Below are 14,568 nucleotides of genomic sequence, written 5' to 3'. Positions count from 1 at the left end.
TTTCACTATTCCCCTTCTACCCAGCCCCGCATACGCTCCAACTTTCTCGCCTTCTCCCTCTCCACGAGGGTATCCCCAACCACGTGCCTAAGCTGAGCCATCATGATCTCCACGTCCGCTATTTCCTCCGCTATGTCGGAAAGGCTGGCTCTGCCACGCCGATAGTGCCTGATAGCGACGACAAGCTCAGCGCACTCCTCGATCGCTTGATCCATCTGGTGGTCAGCTCCGAAGAGATCGATCACCTGGCGGTAAACACTATCCTGGATCATATAGCACCCCTAAGCTCCTCCCATAGTTCGCCGTCGGGGTCCATTTTGTTGAGGTCAACAACATGACCCGGCCCCGGGCACTCCTTCGGGCACTTGAGGCACCCTATCACCACCTCAGCATCCCGCTCGCTCCAGGCGTGAGCCTGCCTCATGGGATCGTGGGGGCAGGTGTAGAGGAGGGTCATAGACGATCCTCCCAGACATCCCAACAAGCCTCACAGTAGATCTCGCCCATCTCAGCTAGGAGCTCTCGGAGTGTCATTCCTCCTCCTCCGCATCCACAAACTCAAGCTCAGCTATGTGCTCTACTCCATCCACTTTTGTGTAGACCCATGGGTGAGGGTGAGGAGGGTTAAAGCACTTACGATACCTAGAACGATCGACCTCGATGTATCGGCAGACGTTGCCATCTCGGTACAAGCACTTCCTCCCTGGCGAGGTGCATTGGTTGACTATCCTCAGCTTGGCCCTCTTGGCGAGCTTCCCGACCCACGAGCCGGGTATACCGTCTTCTTTCCACTCCCCCTCATCCTGGAGATCTTGGCGTAGAGACTCCATAGCCTCAGCCTCCGTCGGGAAAAACTGAGGTGGCCAACCCGGCGTATATGCTATCCATAGGGTGGTCGTCATTCCTCTCCCCTCGCTTTATCGATAACCTTCCGTGCCTTCTCCACCGCCTGTACATACCGGAGTGCCGACCTCTCCGTCGCCAGTATGCTGGGGTTGGAGGCGATGATCTCCTCTAAGGCCTCCAGGAGCTCGGGAGCGGCGGCTATCAACCGGGCATCTGACTCTAGCCAAGGGGTAGCAACTGTCGCAAGATCTCCTTCGATTACGGCAAACACTCCACACTCCCTGTCATACACACTTTCGCCGCAGCACCCTTCCTCGTCACAATCTTGTTTCGTAGCTACCTCCCACGGCCCTGGTGTATGGCTCATTCCTCATCCCTCGCTTTCCGAATAACCTCATCCAGCCGCTCCACGATCCCCAGCGGGACCTCGTAGTCGCACCAGCAATAGGCGCACTCTCGGAGCTCTTCCAGCATCGCTAGCATGTCGGTAGCGGCGGCTATGAGGTGGGCATCTGCCTCCAGCCATGGCGTGGCGATTGTCTCCGGTTCTCCGTCGATTACGGCCAACACGCCACTCCCCCTGTCGTACACACTTTCACCGCAGTGCCCTTCCTCATCACAATCTTGTTTCGTAGCTACGTACCACGGTCCCGGCGTATGGCTCATCACGCTACCTCGCTTTTAAAGCGTGCAAGCTCATCAAGCTCGCTGAGGATCTGATCCGCCAGGTCCAGGTTATGCTTGCCTATGTCCTGGATGCGCCAATCTTGCATAGTGTCCGGCCTAGTCTTGAGTTTGAAGAGCTTGCCGTAGACCGCCTGGGTGGACCTCCCAGTGTATTTGCGGCTAAACTCCCTAGCCACTGCCCACATTACCGGGTTCCCTTCCGACATCCGCAGTAGATCATCCACCTCGGCACTTGACCACTCTTGCCCGCCCGAAGCCTTACCCCCTGCTTTAGCCACGCACTCCGCTATCGTTCGCTCGGGGTGCTTGCTGATATATGCCTCTGCACCCTTCGGGATAGATCCGGCAGACTTAACACATGCGGCAAGCTCATCGGCCTCCCATTTGGCCCAGGGGAGACACTTTCTCCTCCGCCTTCCCCCTGTCTTCTCCAGGTCCGCTAGCTTTGACTTCACCTGTGTGGCGTTCAAGCCAGCCAAGAGGGGGTTCTTCAAAGCTTCCTCGGCGATCTCGTAACGACACTTTCTCCCCTTCCCCTGGAGCATCCTCAAAAGGACCTCCTCTTCTTCCCTTGTCCATTCGTGCCTCTTGTACCTATCAGGGCCTCCTCTCCCCACCATCAGCCTAAGGTTCCGGCCAAGGTTATCCCGACAAGCAGAGGCAAATACCGGGTCTCCCATCGCCATATCGAGAGCTTTCGACCTATCTCCAGCCTCCAGGTAGTACCACCAGAGGAGCTCCCTTTTTTCTTTTAACGTGGTCATGAGGCTCCCTCTCATTCCTCATACTTAACGAGGGCCTGCGCAAACTTTTGCCCTCGACCATCGGAAAGTGAGCCGAAGGGCTGCCAACCTTCTGCGATCAAATCGTTGACATATTGTGAAATGATCTTGGGGCCGGTTCCCTCGACTACCGTATAGCAGGTAATTTTCTTCATTCCTCTCCCCTCGCTTCCCCGACGATGGCCTTCCTCTTCACCACTGATAGCATCTTGGCATACTCTTCTTTGTCCAGATCTCTCCTGCCATAAACGATATCAAAATACCTGCCTGAGCCTAGCTCGGCCACAAAGTCGTCTTCTGTAAGACCAGCCCCCTTGGACAGCCTAGTGTACCTGCACAGAGGAAGAACATCATGGCTGTCGATGTAGAACCGGAGGGCCTTATCTACGGCGAAGGTAAAGTCGTCCTCGAGGCCATCTTCTAGGTCGTCCTCGTCAAAGTTCGTTTCAAACACCGTCTCCACCACAAGACGATGATCTCCGATCGTCACGTTTACCGGCACTTTCCACTCCGGCGGGTCAAACATGGTCTCTTCGTCCTGGTACATCCTGTCAACGTTCCCAGCTATCTGGTCAATCAACAACGTCCTCAGGGTCTCCATCACGCCATCTAAGCTGTTTATCTGCATATCTATCGCCCCCCTCCATGTCTCATCTCAGAACAACACCTCTTGTCGTTGCTCTATTTCAGCCAGCCTCTCGCTTATACGGTGTTTGAGATCAGCTATCTCGCCTCGAAGCCAAGACCTTCGGGCATCGATGCAACAGGCCTTTAGCTCCAATTCCCTGGCGGCCAACGTTCGCCTGAGATCTAATATGCTCATCGTCACGACCTCCTAAAATCCCTCGTCGATGGAGCTCACAGTCATCGCTTTCGCCGCCTGTTGCTTGTCCCACTCGGCTTTGGCCCAGCGACACCAGTCCCGGCAATTTGCCCTCGCCGGGCGGACGGCCACGTAGACATCCTCGTTGTAGCAAACGCCTCGGTGGTACCGAGACTGGAAGATCTCTACCTTGCGTCCCTCCATCGGGCATCTGGACGGGTCCTTACAGGCCATACAGCGATCGTGCCCTATGGTGGCGTCCACGTACAGGTCATAATCGGGGTTGTCGTAATCCTGCGCCCCTACTAGGTGGTGCCACTCAATCGACCGGCCATAAAGCTGCCTCACGTAAGTCAAGATCCTCGTGTTCCAGCCCTTTCGGATATCCCCTACGGAGGGGACCTCAACCCCTCTTGCACGGGCTAAACGCCTGACGGCCTCCTCGATGTTCCCTCCTGCTCTTGCTGGTTCCGGCATCATGATTCTGACCTCCAGTCTATGGATCTGAGCCAGTTAACGGCGTTTCGGGCGAACCCCTCCTTGACCTGATCGGTCTTGACGTAGGCCGACAGCTCTCTGACCATCCTGGCCGAGACCGCCGTCTTCCTTGCGTCGTCACAGCCCAGGGGCATCAGCTCCATCAGGACCGCCCTAACCTCAGCGTCCACCGTCTCAGGCTTGGGGTAGTTCTTGCGGAGCCACGCCATAGCTGGCTGGACATAGGGAGATTCTGGAGCCTCTGCCACCGCCGGAGCGTCCATGATCTGGTCCACAAAGCTAGGGCGTATCACCGTGTTGAACTTCACAGTCTGCCCCTCGTACCTCCCTTTCGAGAGGCCGTTGAACCGTGGAATCGCCCTGATTCGCTCAAAGTATCCCTCCCACCAGGATAGATCCTTAGCCCCTGGGATCTCCCTAGCCCTGGCGTTTATCGCCTTTTTTCGGGCAGGGGACAGGGGTAACCTCACCTGTGGGGCATGAGGCATTAGCCTGTTCCAGGCCAGAGCGACCTGAGACGGGAGGTCCTTCGCCTCCGTCGGATCTGGACTCTGAGGCTGGGTTGGGTTTTGATCTTGGGCTTGATTTTGATCCTGCCCCTCCGAGGGGAGATCTTCGCCCTCGTCCCCCTGGGGGGATATAGGGGGGTTATAGTTCATTAGGTCTAGTTCATTAGGTCTAGTTCCGTGTGCACGTGGTGCACTGGGGGGGTGCACGTCATGCATGGGGGGGGTGCACGAGGTGCACACCGAGAGTGCATGTGGTGCACCGACTATGCGGTAAATACTCGACTTTTGTTGCCCATCGACGATCCTCTGCTCACGTCGGATATAGCCCCGGCTTTCAAGAGTAGCCAAGGCGTCGAAGACCTTCCTCCGTGAACACTTAGCTTTCTCCGCTATGGTCTCAGCCGAGGGGAAACATTTTCTGTCGTCGTTGGAGGCAAAGCGGCACAGAGCAACGTAGACCGACTGGGCGTAGATATCTATCGCCTCGTCGTCCAGGATGGCGTTATCCACTCGGGCATAGCCGAAGGAGCGTTCGTCTCTGATTTGTAGGGATTCACTCATTTCACACTCTCCTTTACAGTACAGCCTCGGACTTGCCCTTTTCGCCTGTGTTGCCCTGCCTTCACAGCAGGATCTCGCTTCATGGCCGAAAAACAGTCTTCGTGGTATTTCCTGTCCACCGAACCGTGGAGAATGAACTCCATGTAGACGTACTGTTCGCCAGGGAAGATCGCCCCTCCGCACCAGTCACAGCGATGCTCCTTCCTGGCGACCCGGAGGACCCTCTTTTCCGGCTTGATCGGGCTGGTTGTCGTTTGTCCCATGAAGATCCCCTCCTGTGATATACTTGGGGTCCAGGGAGCGGCAACTCCCTGGACCATTCGCTAACTTGTTTTTCTCTTACGCCCACTGGGACGCCTGTCCTTGTGGGTACTTTTTATCTGCCGTCTCCAGGTCCATAAAGTGAAGCTGTGGTTCCAGGGGAGACAGACCGGCTAAGATCCTCTCGCCGCACTCCTGACAGACGTCGGTACATTTGGGGCCGAGGTAGTAATACTTCCGAAGGTCGATCAGGTTCTTGCAGTAGATACACCGCCTGAGCAATTAGACCGCCTCCGATACAAGGCCCCCGAGCCGAGTCTCTAGCTCTGCCATGTCCTCTCTGAGGGAAGAGTTCTCGTTTTTCAAGGTGGCTACCTGATCCATCAGCCTAGCGATGGTCCTCTCTTGGGCCATCACCAGATCTCTTGCTACCCTAAGTTCCTTCCGGGGTATTAGCAGGGCCAGGCTGTCCCTCTCTTCGGTCAACACCTCGATGATTGACGTCGCATGGGAGTATGCCTCCCTCAAGGTGGATAGTTCCAACTCCAGCGACATTCTGTCCATAGCACTATTGACGCTCATTGCGACCTCTCCTTTCTGCCTCAGCACAAGAGCCAGAGACATACATACAAGCCATTCCGACGATAAAAAGAGGGAAACCTAAACCTACTAAGATCAAAAAAGGCATCTCAACACACCGCCCTTTCCCTCAAGTCCTGGCGTTGCTTGATGTAGCCCATCACCTCCGAGAGGCTCCAGCGTTTCAACGTCTCAGACAGAGATATGGCTTTAGGGGCAAATCCATCTTTGACCAGGTCATACCAAGTCCCCCGCTTTATTCCGCACAACATGGCCGCTTCCTTTGCATCGATCAAACGATCTAGAAATGGCTCCCTCCTCAGGTTCAATTGCTCTTGCATCTTCCGCTCTATCTCCGCAGTGATCCTGGGGACCGCTTCTTCCACTATGCGATCGGCGATAGCCTGTTCCAATGACATAAAAAAACCTCCTTCATATCTCTGCTTGTATTTATCTCCATTGGCGGTACACTGGAGAGGCTGTCTCCGAAAAGGAAAAACTCCGCAGGGCGAGACAAACTCTCGACGACCTGGCCGACATGGTAGGCAAGGCGGAAAAGGAGTAGCCGCTACACGCTGTCCCTTACTTATTCCTTTCCCCAACCCAGCTCTCATGTGATGGATCGTAGAGCTCGATCCGCCCATCCGGCTGCTCTTTGAGATCCAGCCTTATGCCGGTCAATCCCATACCAGCACATGGGAGGGGGATAATCTCTGATCCATCCCCCTCGTCTTTGAGAAAGATCGGGAAAAGCACCTTGATATCCTTCATATCAGCACCCCTTGCCCTTCTGCCTTGCTATTTGCTCCTCGATATTTTTTCTATAAGCGACCATCTCCTTGCCAAGCCCTACCGTATAGTAAAACCACGTGTATATAACCTTCTCCGTCTTTGTTAAGGACAACATAGACAAAGATCTCGCCAAAAGGTCACTAACAAGAGCTTGGACAATAAAAACAGTAAAAACGGAGTAAAGCCCACTCGCAGCGCATGCAAGAAGCTTCAGTATCCCAATAGGGACCAAAATAGGTAACATAGCAACTGAGATTGAAAAAGCGCCCAAAGCTGTTAATATTCTTTCAAGTTTCAACATAAAAAACCTCCTAAGAAAGAAGTGATATTGAATGCGATCTGATATGACCCCAATTAGCAAGATTGAGACACTCCAAGGTTTAATGGTAGAGATGCTGAACAAATACATCCCTGATGCAGAAATATGGTTCCCTAACATTGCAATCAGGAAGAACATTCATATACTAACTATCGCCTTAGCGGCTAAAGAATTCCTTGACGCTAGAGGCATACGCAGTGACGAATACAGGCTATTAAACGACAAAATTCAGTTTTCATTCTACCCAGCAGCCTCTATAGAGGATCAACCGGACTTACAACGTTTATGGTCAAGACTCCTAGCTAACGCCCTTGATCCTAATTTCGAGTCTGAGAATGTAAGAGTTTGTTTTATTGGCATCCTTAAAGAACTAGCTCCATTAGATGCCCTCATTTTAGATAAAATTAACTCTTTCTTCCTCTCTTCTGAGGGAGAAGAAGTGACATCTTTTTCTAAAACAGAGATCACTAAAGAGTCACCCGAGATCCCAGACAATGAATACTGGCTTTCCATGCACAACCTTTTCCGTCTTGGCTGTATCTGGCCCAGCTCCTTCGAGAAAGTCATCCAAATTGGTTCGTCTCCTATAGGCAAGTCTGGGAGCCTAGATCCCATCTCGCTAACACCATTAGGAATGGCGTTTCTCAAAGCATGCTTAAATTAGTTCAAGCATCACCAGGCAAACAAGAAGGTCTATCGTGGCGGAAGAAATGGCTCTTCCGCCATTAGACATTTGAAGAGTTCCACTGCCGAAGCGAAGATTGAAGTATCGACACCAATTCCATCATGACGCAAGACCTCCGTCAGATACCCCACAAGCTCCTTCTCCAACTCTTCGTAATCCAGCTTCATCAGAAATCCTCCTTTTCGTTTTCCTATAGTCCCCATTCCCAAAGCTCGTCTGAATGGATTCCTATCTCTTTAGTCTTGTTGAAAAGGTCATATACTGTGGCCTCTTCGCTCATGCCCTTGGCTACCGCCAGAACCGCCTTAGCGGTGTCACCTTTCGCTAGGGCAACTACTCTCCCCTGCACGTGGATCACTGGAGTGTTGGAATATCTTCGATATGCCTTGTTGACCGGTGGGACTGGCCTTTTGCTTCTGCTCATGGCTTACCTCCCTTCTTACGAAGCTATCCGCTCACCTCGCCGGATCGACCGAAGGATTTCCCCGGCCAGAGGGGCTAGAGTCTCCAGCAGGTCGATAAAGGCTCTGTTTTCCGGGTGATTGATTTCGCCGTTGTCTCCAACGTCGAGTAACAGTCTCATGACCTCCTCCGGCGTGTCGCATTCAGAGTGGAGTTTTTCAATGGCTCCGATCAGGTCGCAGAGACGACGCTGGAGGGTTTTGAGGTCTGAATGGTCACTCCCTTGGATCTCCCCTAGGTTGTCTGTATCCACAACACCCACGAGAAGATCTTCCATTGAACACGATAAAGCAATGGCAAGCCTAAACAAGGCAAAAGACTTAGGTTCATGCTGACCTGTTTCCCAATCAGAGATAGTTACAGGATGCACCTTAAGCATATTACTAAGGTCTTCTTGAGAAAGGCCCTTTGCAGACCTTCGCCTAGAAATATTGCTACCTAACAGAGAGAGGTCTTCCCGTACCTGACCTCCAGCCCCTTTTTTCATACACATCACTTAGGACCACCTCCTTTCTGTCTCAGATAGTATCTTAGTAAAACCACTAAGTCAACCCCTAGCTTAGTAATTCCACTAAGGCAATTCTAGTTAAAATCCTATTGTAGACAGTTAGCAAGTGGGCTATATTAACGGCTAGGGGATGGTGATATAGCGTGTCTATCGGCACTAGAATTAGAGAAGCAAGGAATTCTCGGGGATGGTCACAGGCCAAATTAGCTGAAAAAGCTGGAGTTCATCCAGTGACCCTTTCGACATGGGAAAACGGGGAAAAACCGAGCCTTTCTTCCTTAGAAAAGCTAGCTGTAGCACTGGAAATACCAGTCGGTTTCCTCTTAGAAGGGGAAAATCGTGATGTTTCAGAACCCACAAAACCATCCACAGGAATCCTGCAAGCTATGAGGGAGCAAACCGGCCTATCCATCGAGGAGGCGGCTGCCCTTATACATCTACCAGCGGAAGACCTGGAGATGATGGAAATTCACGAAGAAAAGGCAGACGACGCCTTAAAGGACAAACTCATAAAAGCCTATGGGAAATACCTTGCGGAGAGGGACGGCGACATCCAGGGGATGGGATCGAAGCCGAAGAAGGGGCAGAGTGAAGAGGACCTGGAAACCCTGCTCAAGATGCTAGCGGCAGAGGACCCAGATATCGTGCTGAGGTTTCGCCACGTAGCAAAGAACGCCACCAGGCTGGCCCCGGAAGACCGGGAGTTCCTGGCGACGCTCTTCAAAGCGGCATTGGGCAAGATCACGCTGGAAGACCATACGGATGAATACTAGGAGGTAAAAACAAAACAGAGGGAAAGGAAGTGTCTTGAAGCAATGGAAACATTGTCGATGTTAACGTTTTTTGGGTGTAGTTTTTTATTTATACTAGGCTTAATAAAACCTGATTTTTCTCTTTGGTGGAGTCAGAAAAAGACCAGGAAGGTGGCTATCCTTTTTTACGGAGCTGGCGCTTTTACCGGCCTAATGAGCGGAGTTGTTCTTAAAGGAGAGACTTCATGGATTGATTACGCCCTTATCTCTGCATTGTATCTTACATGGATAGCTCAGATCTCAAGGCTAAAGAATAAGCCCCAAGAAGACCTCGCCAAATCAAACACAGCAGGGAACAAGCAAGAGGACACAAAAAAAACTAAAAAAAGCTGGAAACCCAAAAAAGAACTTCCCCAAACGATGGGAGCTGATCCTAAAGCAACATGGGAGAAATGGGCCTCCAATATTCATGATGAAGAGGCCCAACTCACGAGGCAGAAGCGAGCATGGGGATGCTACGTAAAGAAAGTAGATCGCAACCAAGGAATAGCCCAAATGTCAGGTTCTGGCACTTTTTATACAACCACACTAGAAGCTTGCACCTGTCCCGATTTTGCAAAAAGAGACTTGCCTTGCAAGCATATGTATCGATTAGCCATGGAAATGGGGCTAATCGAATTATCTCAATTTTTAGATGGCGATAGCGATTATACGTTATCCTAAAACCAAGAGTATGCGAATTCGAGTGTTAGCCCGAGCACTACTAGATAAATATGACTTAGATCATATATTACCTATTCGTATCGGTGATCTTTGCAGAAAAATGGGAATTGATATCTACCACAGCAAAGCCAGACACATCGACGGCACACTACTCACTCACGGAGACCGAAAGATTATCCTTGTCTCCACCGCCCTTCCTTACGAACGCCGTCGCTTCACAGTGGCCCACGAACTAGGACATTACGTCCTCGGCCACCGAAAGGTCGCCTTCTCCCTCGACAGCCCTGAATCCTGGGTCGTCAGGGAAGAACAGGCCGCCAACGCTTTTGCGGCGGAACTACTCATGCCCAAGACGGCCCTTCAAGCAATCCACTATAAGCACGACACAAAGCAACTGGCCCAGATCTTCGGCGTCAGCCCTCTAGCCATGGAAATCAGGCTGGAGGAGTTTAGGGGATAACACCGCCAGGGGTGGCGGATGGAGAAAATCAATAAGGAGGTATTGTCATGGCCGTTATGCTTTTGGACGAAAGGCTCGTCCTTGTAATGAACCCAATCCCAACGGAGGTAAATGATATCCGCCTTGTCAAACAGGGAATCCTAAAAGAGGAAGAAATTGAATCTGGAAAGAGTATTACTGGGCCTGTCTGTCAAATAAGAAACGACCTAATAGAGTTTGATCAACTTCCAGACCGATTTATATTAAAACTAAAAAAAGATGCAGCGGATGAATATGCCACTAGGACACGCAACATCATAAAAGCTGAGTTTATCATAACAGCAATAGGAATAAATTTTTCATATTTTATAAGCGCAGAACACCCCATAGATAAGCTCAATTCTATTCTCATAAAAGAGGACAACGAGCTAGGTAGTTTTTTTAAAGACAGTTACCAGGCAACTTTTTTCTCAAGAAAGTTGATAAAGGGAGAATACTCTTGTGGAGTAACTGTTGATCAATGGATACAAGATCAGCAAGGGAAAGCGGAGGATGGCATAAAATTCGCTCTAAATTATGACAAAAGAGATTTCACCACGCAAGAAGAAGTGGCACTGTTTGTGGATAAATTTAACTCTCTAAGACTTGAATCCAGAGATTTAATTAATAAAATAGCAAAGGATATTGACCATGCTCGGGACCAATCCTGAGAAGGATAATTTACATTATAGGGCAGGTAAAGATGGCTCGGTAAGTACAGCGCTAACAGCCGATTCTCTTCCTCAGAATATCGACTATCTCCTCACTCTCGGAGAACAAAATGGATTATATAAAGCTGATATATTGGCAGAAATATTTAGGTTTGTGCTTCTTCGTGCTGAACGCCTCCCTCAACACAACCCTGGGGCAGACACAACGTACCCCATCCATGGTAGAATAGGATCATTAGGAGGGGAGGAGAAAGGCATGTCTAACTACGTTTCTACTGATACTTGTGCCGTTCATAAAGAGAGCCTAGAGAAACAAATGTCTTCAATGAAAGAAAATTTGGGGACTAAACTGGACTATATCTCAAAAAACATAGAGACTCTCCTTCAATCTTCAAACGAACAAACAGAAAAAATCAACGATATAAACATAAAAGTGACCCAACACGATGGCAAATTTGATCTCTTGACGGAAAAAATAAATGTAAACGAAAAACACCTTGACCGACAAGACACGACCTCTAAATGGATTTTAGGGCTTAGCGTAACAATAGCCGCTACAATGATAGCTCCTATCGCGATTCCATTAATATCGAGCGTTGTCGAAAAGTTAAAATCTTAGAGGAGCTATAATAGCTCCTCTTTTTTTAGTTTTTACCAAGCCTATCTTTTCTCCTTTTCTTGCTCATCCAGCCAGTCCCCCCACCACTGCAAGAGCTCTCTCCGCTTGTCCAATAGCTCTGCGTGGTTATACGCCGCACGGACGGAGTTCTTGTCCACGTGGGCAAGCTGTAGCTCGATGACGTCCGACGGCCACTGGTGCTCGTTCGCTATCGTTGAAAACATGGCCCTGAAGCCGTGTCCTGTCAATTCGCTCTGGGCATACCCCATACGCCTCAGAGCAGCGTTGACGGTGGCATCGCTGATGGGCCTTGTTTTTGACCTTATGGAGGGGAATATAAACTGGCTATCCCCTGTAAAGGGCCTCAGCTCGTCCAGGACGGCCATGCTTTGCTTCGACAGGGGCACAAGGTGGTTGCGGCGTTTCTTCATCCTCTCAGCCGGTATTTTCCAAAGATCTCCCTCGATCTCCTTCCACTCCCCTTTTCTCATCTCTCCAGGACGAACAGCTGTATAGATCTGAAACAGCATAGCGCAACGGACTATTATCGATCCAGAGAAGGAGTGTATTGCCCTCATCAGCTCGCCGATTTTATCGGGGTCGGTTAGGGTTGGGAAATGTTCGGGCTGGCGGGGGATCAGAGCCCCCCGAAGGTCTGCCGTTATGTCGTGTGGGGCCTGCCCTGTGGCAATGCCGTAGCGCAACACCTGCCCGACTATCTGGGAGACCCTATGGGCCGTTTCGATGTGCCCCTGGTCCTCTATGCGCCTCAGGAGGGCTAAAAGCTCCGGTGCGGTAATATCCCCTGGGTCTTTGTCTCCCAGGGAAGGGAGGATCAGCCTGTCCAGCCTGGACCTTATCGTCCTGGCGTGGCCATCGGTGCGCACCGGGACGACCTGACGCTCAAACCATTCTTCGGCCAGAGCGTTGAAGGTTCCCTTGGATGGGTCCACCGCTTTGCCATGTACAAGGGCAATCCTGATTTCATCCCTTCTGAGCCTGGCCTCTTTAAGGGAGATGTCTGGATAGCGCCCCAGGGTTTTCCTGATGGTCGTCCCGTTGACGGTAAACCTTACCTTCCATGACTTAGTGCCGGAAGGAAGGATCTCCAGATAAAGCCCGTCCGAGTCCTGGACCATATATCGCTTCTCTTTAGCGCTTAACTTCTTAACCGAAGAATCATTCATCGTTTAATCACCCCTTTTGTCTCCAAACTCGTCGGAGACAACATGGAGACAAAAAATCACTCCGTTATAGGCAAAATATACGACGAATACGAAACGGGGTCAACCCACAAACACAGTAGCCGCCTGGATCTGCGACGATCCCGACGGCTACGAAAAGGCTTATGGTGGAGGCGCGGGGAGTTGAACCCCGGTCCTGACATACTGTGTATGAATGGGCGACTACAGGCTTAGTACGTCTCTTTAACTACGGGAGAAGTGCGGTGTGACGGACAAAACACCGAAACTTCCCATCCGATACGGACCCTATACGATGCTCGCGTTGATAGCCCTTCCGGTTCTGCGAGCGCTCCCGACCGGTTGGGCGGCAGCTTAACTAAGCCGCCAGTGCGTAGTTGTTGTCAATTCTTTTGGTGATGGCTTACGCCCATCGCTCGGCCTGCTCCCAGACTTGCAGCATACCAGTCGAAACCGGTCGCCCCCAGATCAATCTCTGAGTCTGTTTTTCATCTCTCTATCTATCGTCCGCTTGGCATCCTTCTCCGCCAGGGCGTCCCTTTTGTCGTAAAGGGCCTTACCTTTGGCGAGACCAAGCTCGACCTTTGCCCACCGCCCATCTTTGATGTATATGGACAGAGGCACCAAGGTAAAACCTCGCTCTTTTACCTTTATGGCTATTTTGAGGATCTCCCGTCGATGCATCAGGAGCTTTCGCCTCTGAGTCGGCTCGTGTTGCCCCCAGCTAGCGTTCTCGTAAGGGGATATATGGACGTTCATGAGCCAGAGCTCCCCTTTTTCTAGCTTGGCGTAACCGTCTTTAAGGTTAACCTTGCCAGATCTGACCGACTTGATCTCCGTTCCAGATAGGACTATTCCGCACTCGTAGGTGTCCAGTATAAAATAGTCGTGTCTTGCCTTGCGGTTCTGGGCAACCCTCTCGAGCGACATAGCCTCACCTCTTCACGTCCTCCGTCGATTTGACAACCCTTGCCTTACGGTTGCATAATAGCACATTCGTTGGAAAAGGCAAGTAAAAACGGCAAAATAGGCTCCACAAAAGAAGGTCCTAGCCTAGGCTAGGACCTAATTCTTTTAGTCTGGTCGGGGTGAGAGGATTCGAACCTCCGACCTCCTCGTCCCGAACGAGGCACGCTAACCAGACTGCGCTACACCCCGAACGATGGGATTATACATTCTGAGAGGAGGTTAGTCAAATCGGTTATTCAGATCCTGGTCGTGATCTCCGGAGGACAGCCCTTTAGCGTAGTCGTTAAACCCCAGATTTCTCCTCGATCTTCCGTCGTCGAAAAGAGGTATCTCCGTCCATCCTCCGGGAGTCACCAGGATAAAGCGGAAGGACACTCCCCTCTCCTCCAGGGCCTTTATATGTCTTCCGTAACGAAACACCTCACCGGGAACCCAGGAATCGCTTATCATCCATATCCTCCTGCATCGCCCGGGGTTAAAGATAGCGGCGTGGTCTATGGCCATTCTGACCGCCTCTTCCTGTATGCCTACGTCGAGGGATATGACCACCGCCTCGGAGGCGAGACCGGCCCTTTCCTCTTCGTCTTCCCCTAAAAAGTCCACATGATCCTTCATCCATTCCAGCTGACCGTAAAGCTTATCGTAGTCAGCCCTAAAATCCTCCTCCGAACGGTCGGAACTGACGAGACACTCTCTCATCCAGTTTCCTACCTGCTCCACCGATCTAAGGATGTATTCAGGATAATGGGGTTTTGACATCGCCTTTAGAACATCCCCTACGGTAAAATTGCGGGAATCATCGCTTTTGTCTTTCATTTAAATCCACCCCCTAGTTTTCGATA

28 protein-coding genes, 1 tRNA gene and 1 other RNA gene are annotated in these 14,568 nt (G+C 51.1%); 6 read left to right on the top strand and 24 right to left on the bottom strand.

Translation table 11 applies throughout. The annotated features are described in order from the left end of the window. Positions 1 to 5 precede the first annotated feature (5 nt). The 16 genes from B9Y55_RS06070 to B9Y55_RS06000 form a co-directional block, all read right to left on the bottom strand. Positions 6 to 272 (bottom strand): nucleoside triphosphate pyrophosphohydrolase family protein, encoded by a 267-nt coding sequence (locus tag B9Y55_RS06070; RefSeq protein WP_085544476.1) that lies wholly within the window; start codon positions 270 to 272, stop codon positions 6 to 8. Then, positions 269 to 457, bottom strand: coding sequence for a hypothetical protein (locus tag B9Y55_RS06065; RefSeq protein ID WP_085544475.1), 189 nt, complete (start codon positions 455 to 457; stop codon positions 269 to 271). Before B9Y55_RS06065 ends, B9Y55_RS06070 begins: the two co-directional genes overlap by 4 nt. 73 nt (positions 458 to 530) lie before the next feature. Further along, complete coding sequence (locus B9Y55_RS06060; RefSeq protein ID WP_143340835.1) at positions 531 to 830, bottom strand: hypothetical protein; 300 nt, start codon at positions 828 to 830, stop codon at positions 531 to 533. A 68-nt stretch (positions 831 to 898) separates the two neighbouring features. Then, on the bottom strand, positions 899 to 1,117 hold the full coding sequence (locus B9Y55_RS06055; protein WP_143340834.1) for a hypothetical protein: 219 nt from the start codon (positions 1,115 to 1,117) through the stop codon (positions 899 to 901). Between the two features lie 92 nt (positions 1,118 to 1,209). Then, the gene (locus B9Y55_RS06050) at positions 1,210 to 1,413 is read right to left on the bottom strand and encodes a hypothetical protein (RefSeq protein ID WP_143340833.1); all 204 of its coding nucleotides are present in this window, start codon (positions 1,411 to 1,413) and stop codon (positions 1,210 to 1,212) included. 98 nt (positions 1,414 to 1,511) lie between these two features. Next, positions 1,512 to 2,297, bottom strand: coding sequence for a hypothetical protein (locus B9Y55_RS06045; protein WP_085544471.1), 786 nt, complete (start codon positions 2,295 to 2,297; stop codon positions 1,512 to 1,514). Positions 2,298 to 2,466: 169 nt separating this feature from the next. Then, positions 2,467 to 2,943: a hypothetical protein gene (locus B9Y55_RS06040; RefSeq protein ID WP_085544470.1), complete on the bottom strand. Its 477-nt coding sequence runs from the start codon at positions 2,941 to 2,943 to the stop codon at positions 2,467 to 2,469. A 27-nt stretch (positions 2,944 to 2,970) separates the two neighbouring features. Further along, the gene (locus B9Y55_RS13225; RefSeq protein ID WP_159448257.1) at positions 2,971 to 3,138 is read right to left on the bottom strand and encodes a hypothetical protein; all 168 of its coding nucleotides are present in this window, start codon (positions 3,136 to 3,138) and stop codon (positions 2,971 to 2,973) included. 12 nt (positions 3,139 to 3,150) lie between these two features. Then, entirely contained in the window at positions 3,151 to 3,618 is a 468-nt protein-coding gene (locus B9Y55_RS06035; protein WP_085544469.1) for a hypothetical protein, read from the bottom strand. Further along, a complete protein-coding gene (locus B9Y55_RS06030) occupies positions 3,615 to 4,706 on the bottom strand; it encodes a helix-turn-helix domain-containing protein (protein ID WP_085544468.1) in 1,092 nt (363 codons plus the stop codon). Before B9Y55_RS06030 ends, B9Y55_RS06035 begins: the two co-directional genes overlap by 4 nt. Continuing rightward, on the bottom strand, positions 4,703 to 4,969 hold the full coding sequence (locus tag B9Y55_RS06025; RefSeq protein ID WP_085544467.1) for a hypothetical protein: 267 nt from the start codon (positions 4,967 to 4,969) through the stop codon (positions 4,703 to 4,705). Before B9Y55_RS06025 ends, B9Y55_RS06030 begins: the two co-directional genes overlap by 4 nt. Before the next feature lie 76 nt (positions 4,970 to 5,045). Next, the gene (locus B9Y55_RS06020; RefSeq protein ID WP_085544466.1) at positions 5,046 to 5,249 is read right to left on the bottom strand and encodes a hypothetical protein; all 204 of its coding nucleotides are present in this window, start codon (positions 5,247 to 5,249) and stop codon (positions 5,046 to 5,048) included. After that, a complete protein-coding gene (locus tag B9Y55_RS06015) occupies positions 5,250 to 5,549 on the bottom strand; it encodes a hypothetical protein (RefSeq protein ID WP_085544465.1) in 300 nt (99 codons plus the stop codon). It lies immediately after the preceding gene. Between the two features lie 107 nt (positions 5,550 to 5,656). Continuing rightward, positions 5,657 to 5,965 carry a helix-turn-helix transcriptional regulator gene (locus B9Y55_RS13220; RefSeq protein WP_085544464.1) on the bottom strand — a complete coding sequence of 103 codons (309 nt, stop codon included), beginning with the start codon at positions 5,963 to 5,965 and terminating at the stop codon, positions 5,657 to 5,659. 163 nt (positions 5,966 to 6,128) lie between these two features. Next, the gene (locus tag B9Y55_RS06005; RefSeq protein WP_085544463.1) at positions 6,129 to 6,317 is read right to left on the bottom strand and encodes a hypothetical protein; all 189 of its coding nucleotides are present in this window, start codon (positions 6,315 to 6,317) and stop codon (positions 6,129 to 6,131) included. Position 6,318: 1 nt separating this feature from the next. Continuing rightward, positions 6,319 to 6,639 carry a hypothetical protein gene (locus B9Y55_RS06000; RefSeq protein ID WP_085544462.1) on the bottom strand — a complete coding sequence of 107 codons (321 nt, stop codon included), beginning with the start codon at positions 6,637 to 6,639 and terminating at the stop codon, positions 6,319 to 6,321. Positions 6,640 to 6,682: 43 nt separating this feature from the next. Here B9Y55_RS06000 and B9Y55_RS05995 point away from each other — a divergent pair, with 43 nt between their 5' ends. Further along, positions 6,683 to 7,321 carry an Abi-alpha family protein gene (locus tag B9Y55_RS05995; protein WP_159448256.1) on the top strand — a complete coding sequence of 213 codons (639 nt, stop codon included), beginning with the start codon at positions 6,683 to 6,685 and terminating at the stop codon, positions 7,319 to 7,321. A 29-nt stretch (positions 7,322 to 7,350) separates the two neighbouring features. On the opposite strand, the gene B9Y55_RS13355 is transcribed toward B9Y55_RS05995, so the two are convergent. From B9Y55_RS13355 to B9Y55_RS05985, 3 genes are read right to left on the bottom strand one after another with little or no spacing between them, the layout of a single operon-like run. Next, a complete protein-coding gene (locus tag B9Y55_RS13355; RefSeq protein ID WP_200806634.1) occupies positions 7,351 to 7,509 on the bottom strand; it encodes a hypothetical protein in 159 nt (52 codons plus the stop codon). A 23-nt stretch (positions 7,510 to 7,532) separates the two neighbouring features. Next, entirely contained in the window at positions 7,533 to 7,766 is a 234-nt protein-coding gene (locus B9Y55_RS05990; RefSeq protein WP_085544460.1) for a hypothetical protein, read from the bottom strand. A gap of 15 nt (positions 7,767 to 7,781) precedes the next feature. Then, complete coding sequence (locus tag B9Y55_RS05985; protein ID WP_159448255.1) at positions 7,782 to 8,291, bottom strand: helix-turn-helix domain-containing protein; 510 nt, start codon at positions 8,289 to 8,291, stop codon at positions 7,782 to 7,784. Positions 8,292 to 8,455: 164 nt separating this feature from the next. Between B9Y55_RS05985 and B9Y55_RS05980 the strand changes: the two genes are divergently transcribed. The 5 genes from B9Y55_RS05980 to B9Y55_RS05960 all read left to right on the top strand — a co-directional run bounded on the left by B9Y55_RS05980 (position 8,456) and on the right by B9Y55_RS05960 (position 11,555). Further along, positions 8,456 to 9,085 carry a helix-turn-helix domain-containing protein gene (locus B9Y55_RS05980; RefSeq protein WP_085544458.1) on the top strand — a complete coding sequence of 210 codons (630 nt, stop codon included), beginning with the start codon at positions 8,456 to 8,458 and terminating at the stop codon, positions 9,083 to 9,085. A gap of 42 nt (positions 9,086 to 9,127) precedes the next feature. Further along, positions 9,128 to 9,787 (top strand): SWIM zinc finger family protein, encoded by a 660-nt coding sequence (locus B9Y55_RS05975; RefSeq protein ID WP_085544457.1) that lies wholly within the window; start codon positions 9,128 to 9,130, stop codon positions 9,785 to 9,787. A gap of 100 nt (positions 9,788 to 9,887) precedes the next feature. After that, positions 9,888 to 10,247, top strand: a complete 360-nt coding sequence (locus tag B9Y55_RS05970) for an ImmA/IrrE family metallo-endopeptidase (protein ID WP_234986152.1) — start codon at positions 9,888 to 9,890, stop codon at positions 10,245 to 10,247. Positions 10,248 to 10,294: 47 nt separating this feature from the next. Beyond that, positions 10,295 to 10,936, top strand: coding sequence for a hypothetical protein (locus B9Y55_RS05965; protein ID WP_085544455.1), 642 nt, complete (start codon positions 10,295 to 10,297; stop codon positions 10,934 to 10,936). Further along, on the top strand, positions 10,911 to 11,555 hold the full coding sequence (locus B9Y55_RS05960) for a hypothetical protein (RefSeq protein WP_234986151.1): 645 nt from the start codon (positions 10,911 to 10,913) through the stop codon (positions 11,553 to 11,555). Before B9Y55_RS05965 ends, B9Y55_RS05960 begins: the two co-directional genes overlap by 26 nt. Positions 11,556 to 11,596: 41 nt before the next feature. Here the strand turns inward: B9Y55_RS05960 and B9Y55_RS05955 are convergent, their stop codons facing one another. The 5 genes from B9Y55_RS05955 to B9Y55_RS05935 all read right to left on the bottom strand — a co-directional run bounded on the left by B9Y55_RS05955 (position 11,597) and on the right by B9Y55_RS05935 (position 14,542). Beyond that, a complete protein-coding gene (locus B9Y55_RS05955; protein ID WP_085544453.1) occupies positions 11,597 to 12,742 on the bottom strand; it encodes a tyrosine-type recombinase/integrase in 1,146 nt (381 codons plus the stop codon). A gap of 162 nt (positions 12,743 to 12,904) precedes the next feature. Beyond that, positions 12,905 to 13,222, bottom strand: a transfer-messenger RNA (tmRNA) gene (gene ssrA / locus B9Y55_RS05950). Between the two features lie 3 nt (positions 13,223 to 13,225). Then, the gene (gene smpB / locus B9Y55_RS05945; protein WP_085544452.1) at positions 13,226 to 13,687 is read right to left on the bottom strand and encodes an SsrA-binding protein SmpB; all 462 of its coding nucleotides are present in this window, start codon (positions 13,685 to 13,687) and stop codon (positions 13,226 to 13,228) included. A gap of 150 nt (positions 13,688 to 13,837) precedes the next feature. Further along, positions 13,838 to 13,915, bottom strand: a tRNA-Pro gene (locus B9Y55_RS05940). 30 nt (positions 13,916 to 13,945) lie between these two features. After that, positions 13,946 to 14,542: a hypothetical protein gene (locus B9Y55_RS05935; RefSeq protein WP_085544451.1), complete on the bottom strand. Its 597-nt coding sequence runs from the start codon at positions 14,540 to 14,542 to the stop codon at positions 13,946 to 13,948. Between the last annotated feature and the right edge of the window lie 26 nt (positions 14,543 to 14,568).

The sequence above is a fragment of the Dethiosulfovibrio salsuginis genome (assembly GCF_900177735.1).
Lineage (GTDB): Bacteria > Synergistota > Synergistia > Synergistales > Dethiosulfovibrionaceae > Dethiosulfovibrio > Dethiosulfovibrio salsuginis.
Note: the sequence above shows the minus strand (reverse complement) of the source record. Positions and strands in the feature narration are given on the sequence as shown.

Excerpts from the sequence above, each read along its gene's own strand:
- B9Y55_RS06030 (WP_085544468.1), bottom strand. The coding sequence starts at position 4,706 with ATGAGTGAATCCCTACAAATCAGAGACGAACGCTCCTTCGGCTATGCC.
- B9Y55_RS06065 (WP_085544475.1), bottom strand. The coding sequence starts at position 457 with ATGACCCTCCTCTACACCTGCCCCCACGATCCCATGAGGCAGGCTCAC.
- B9Y55_RS05975 (WP_085544457.1), top strand. The coding sequence starts at position 9,128 with ATGGAAACATTGTCGATGTTAACGTTTTTTGGGTGTAGTTTTTTATTT.
- B9Y55_RS06005 (WP_085544463.1), bottom strand. The coding sequence starts at position 6,317 with ATGAAGGATATCAAGGTGCTTTTCCCGATCTTTCTCAAAGACGAGGGG.
- B9Y55_RS05985 (WP_159448255.1), bottom strand. The coding sequence starts at position 8,291 with ATGAAAAAAGGGGCTGGAGGTCAGGTACGGGAAGACCTCTCTCTGTTA.
- B9Y55_RS06035 (WP_085544469.1), bottom strand. The coding sequence starts at position 3,618 with ATGATGCCGGAACCAGCAAGAGCAGGAGGGAACATCGAGGAGGCCGTC.
- smpB (WP_085544452.1), bottom strand. The coding sequence starts at position 13,687 with ATGTCGCTCGAGAGGGTTGCCCAGAACCGCAAGGCAAGACACGACTAT.
- B9Y55_RS06040 (WP_085544470.1), bottom strand. The coding sequence starts at position 2,943 with ATGCAGATAAACAGCTTAGATGGCGTGATGGAGACCCTGAGGACGTTG.
- B9Y55_RS05955 (WP_085544453.1), bottom strand. The coding sequence starts at position 12,742 with ATGAATGATTCTTCGGTTAAGAAGTTAAGCGCTAAAGAGAAGCGATAT.
- B9Y55_RS06000 (WP_085544462.1), bottom strand. The coding sequence starts at position 6,639 with ATGTTGAAACTTGAAAGAATATTAACAGCTTTGGGCGCTTTTTCAATC.
- B9Y55_RS05970 (WP_234986152.1), top strand. The coding sequence starts at position 9,888 with ATGGGAATTGATATCTACCACAGCAAAGCCAGACACATCGACGGCACA.
- B9Y55_RS06025 (WP_085544467.1), bottom strand. The coding sequence starts at position 4,969 with ATGGGACAAACGACAACCAGCCCGATCAAGCCGGAAAAGAGGGTCCTC.
- B9Y55_RS06060 (WP_143340835.1), bottom strand. The coding sequence starts at position 830 with ATGGAGTCTCTACGCCAAGATCTCCAGGATGAGGGGGAGTGGAAAGAA.
- B9Y55_RS05965 (WP_085544455.1), top strand. The coding sequence starts at position 10,295 with ATGGCCGTTATGCTTTTGGACGAAAGGCTCGTCCTTGTAATGAACCCA.
- B9Y55_RS06015 (WP_085544465.1), bottom strand. The coding sequence starts at position 5,549 with ATGAGCGTCAATAGTGCTATGGACAGAATGTCGCTGGAGTTGGAACTA.
- B9Y55_RS13220 (WP_085544464.1), bottom strand. The coding sequence starts at position 5,965 with ATGTCATTGGAACAGGCTATCGCCGATCGCATAGTGGAAGAAGCGGTC.
- B9Y55_RS05995 (WP_159448256.1), top strand. The coding sequence starts at position 6,683 with ATGACCCCAATTAGCAAGATTGAGACACTCCAAGGTTTAATGGTAGAG.
- B9Y55_RS06070 (WP_085544476.1), bottom strand. The coding sequence starts at position 272 with ATGATCCAGGATAGTGTTTACCGCCAGGTGATCGATCTCTTCGGAGCT.
- B9Y55_RS13355 (WP_200806634.1), bottom strand. The coding sequence starts at position 7,509 with ATGAAGCTGGATTACGAAGAGTTGGAGAAGGAGCTTGTGGGGTATCTG.
- B9Y55_RS05935 (WP_085544451.1), bottom strand. The coding sequence starts at position 14,542 with ATGAAAGACAAAAGCGATGATTCCCGCAATTTTACCGTAGGGGATGTT.
- B9Y55_RS06045 (WP_085544471.1), bottom strand. The coding sequence starts at position 2,297 with ATGACCACGTTAAAAGAAAAAAGGGAGCTCCTCTGGTGGTACTACCTG.
- B9Y55_RS05990 (WP_085544460.1), bottom strand. The coding sequence starts at position 7,766 with ATGAGCAGAAGCAAAAGGCCAGTCCCACCGGTCAACAAGGCATATCGA.
- B9Y55_RS13225 (WP_159448257.1), bottom strand. The coding sequence starts at position 3,138 with ATGAGCATATTAGATCTCAGGCGAACGTTGGCCGCCAGGGAATTGGAG.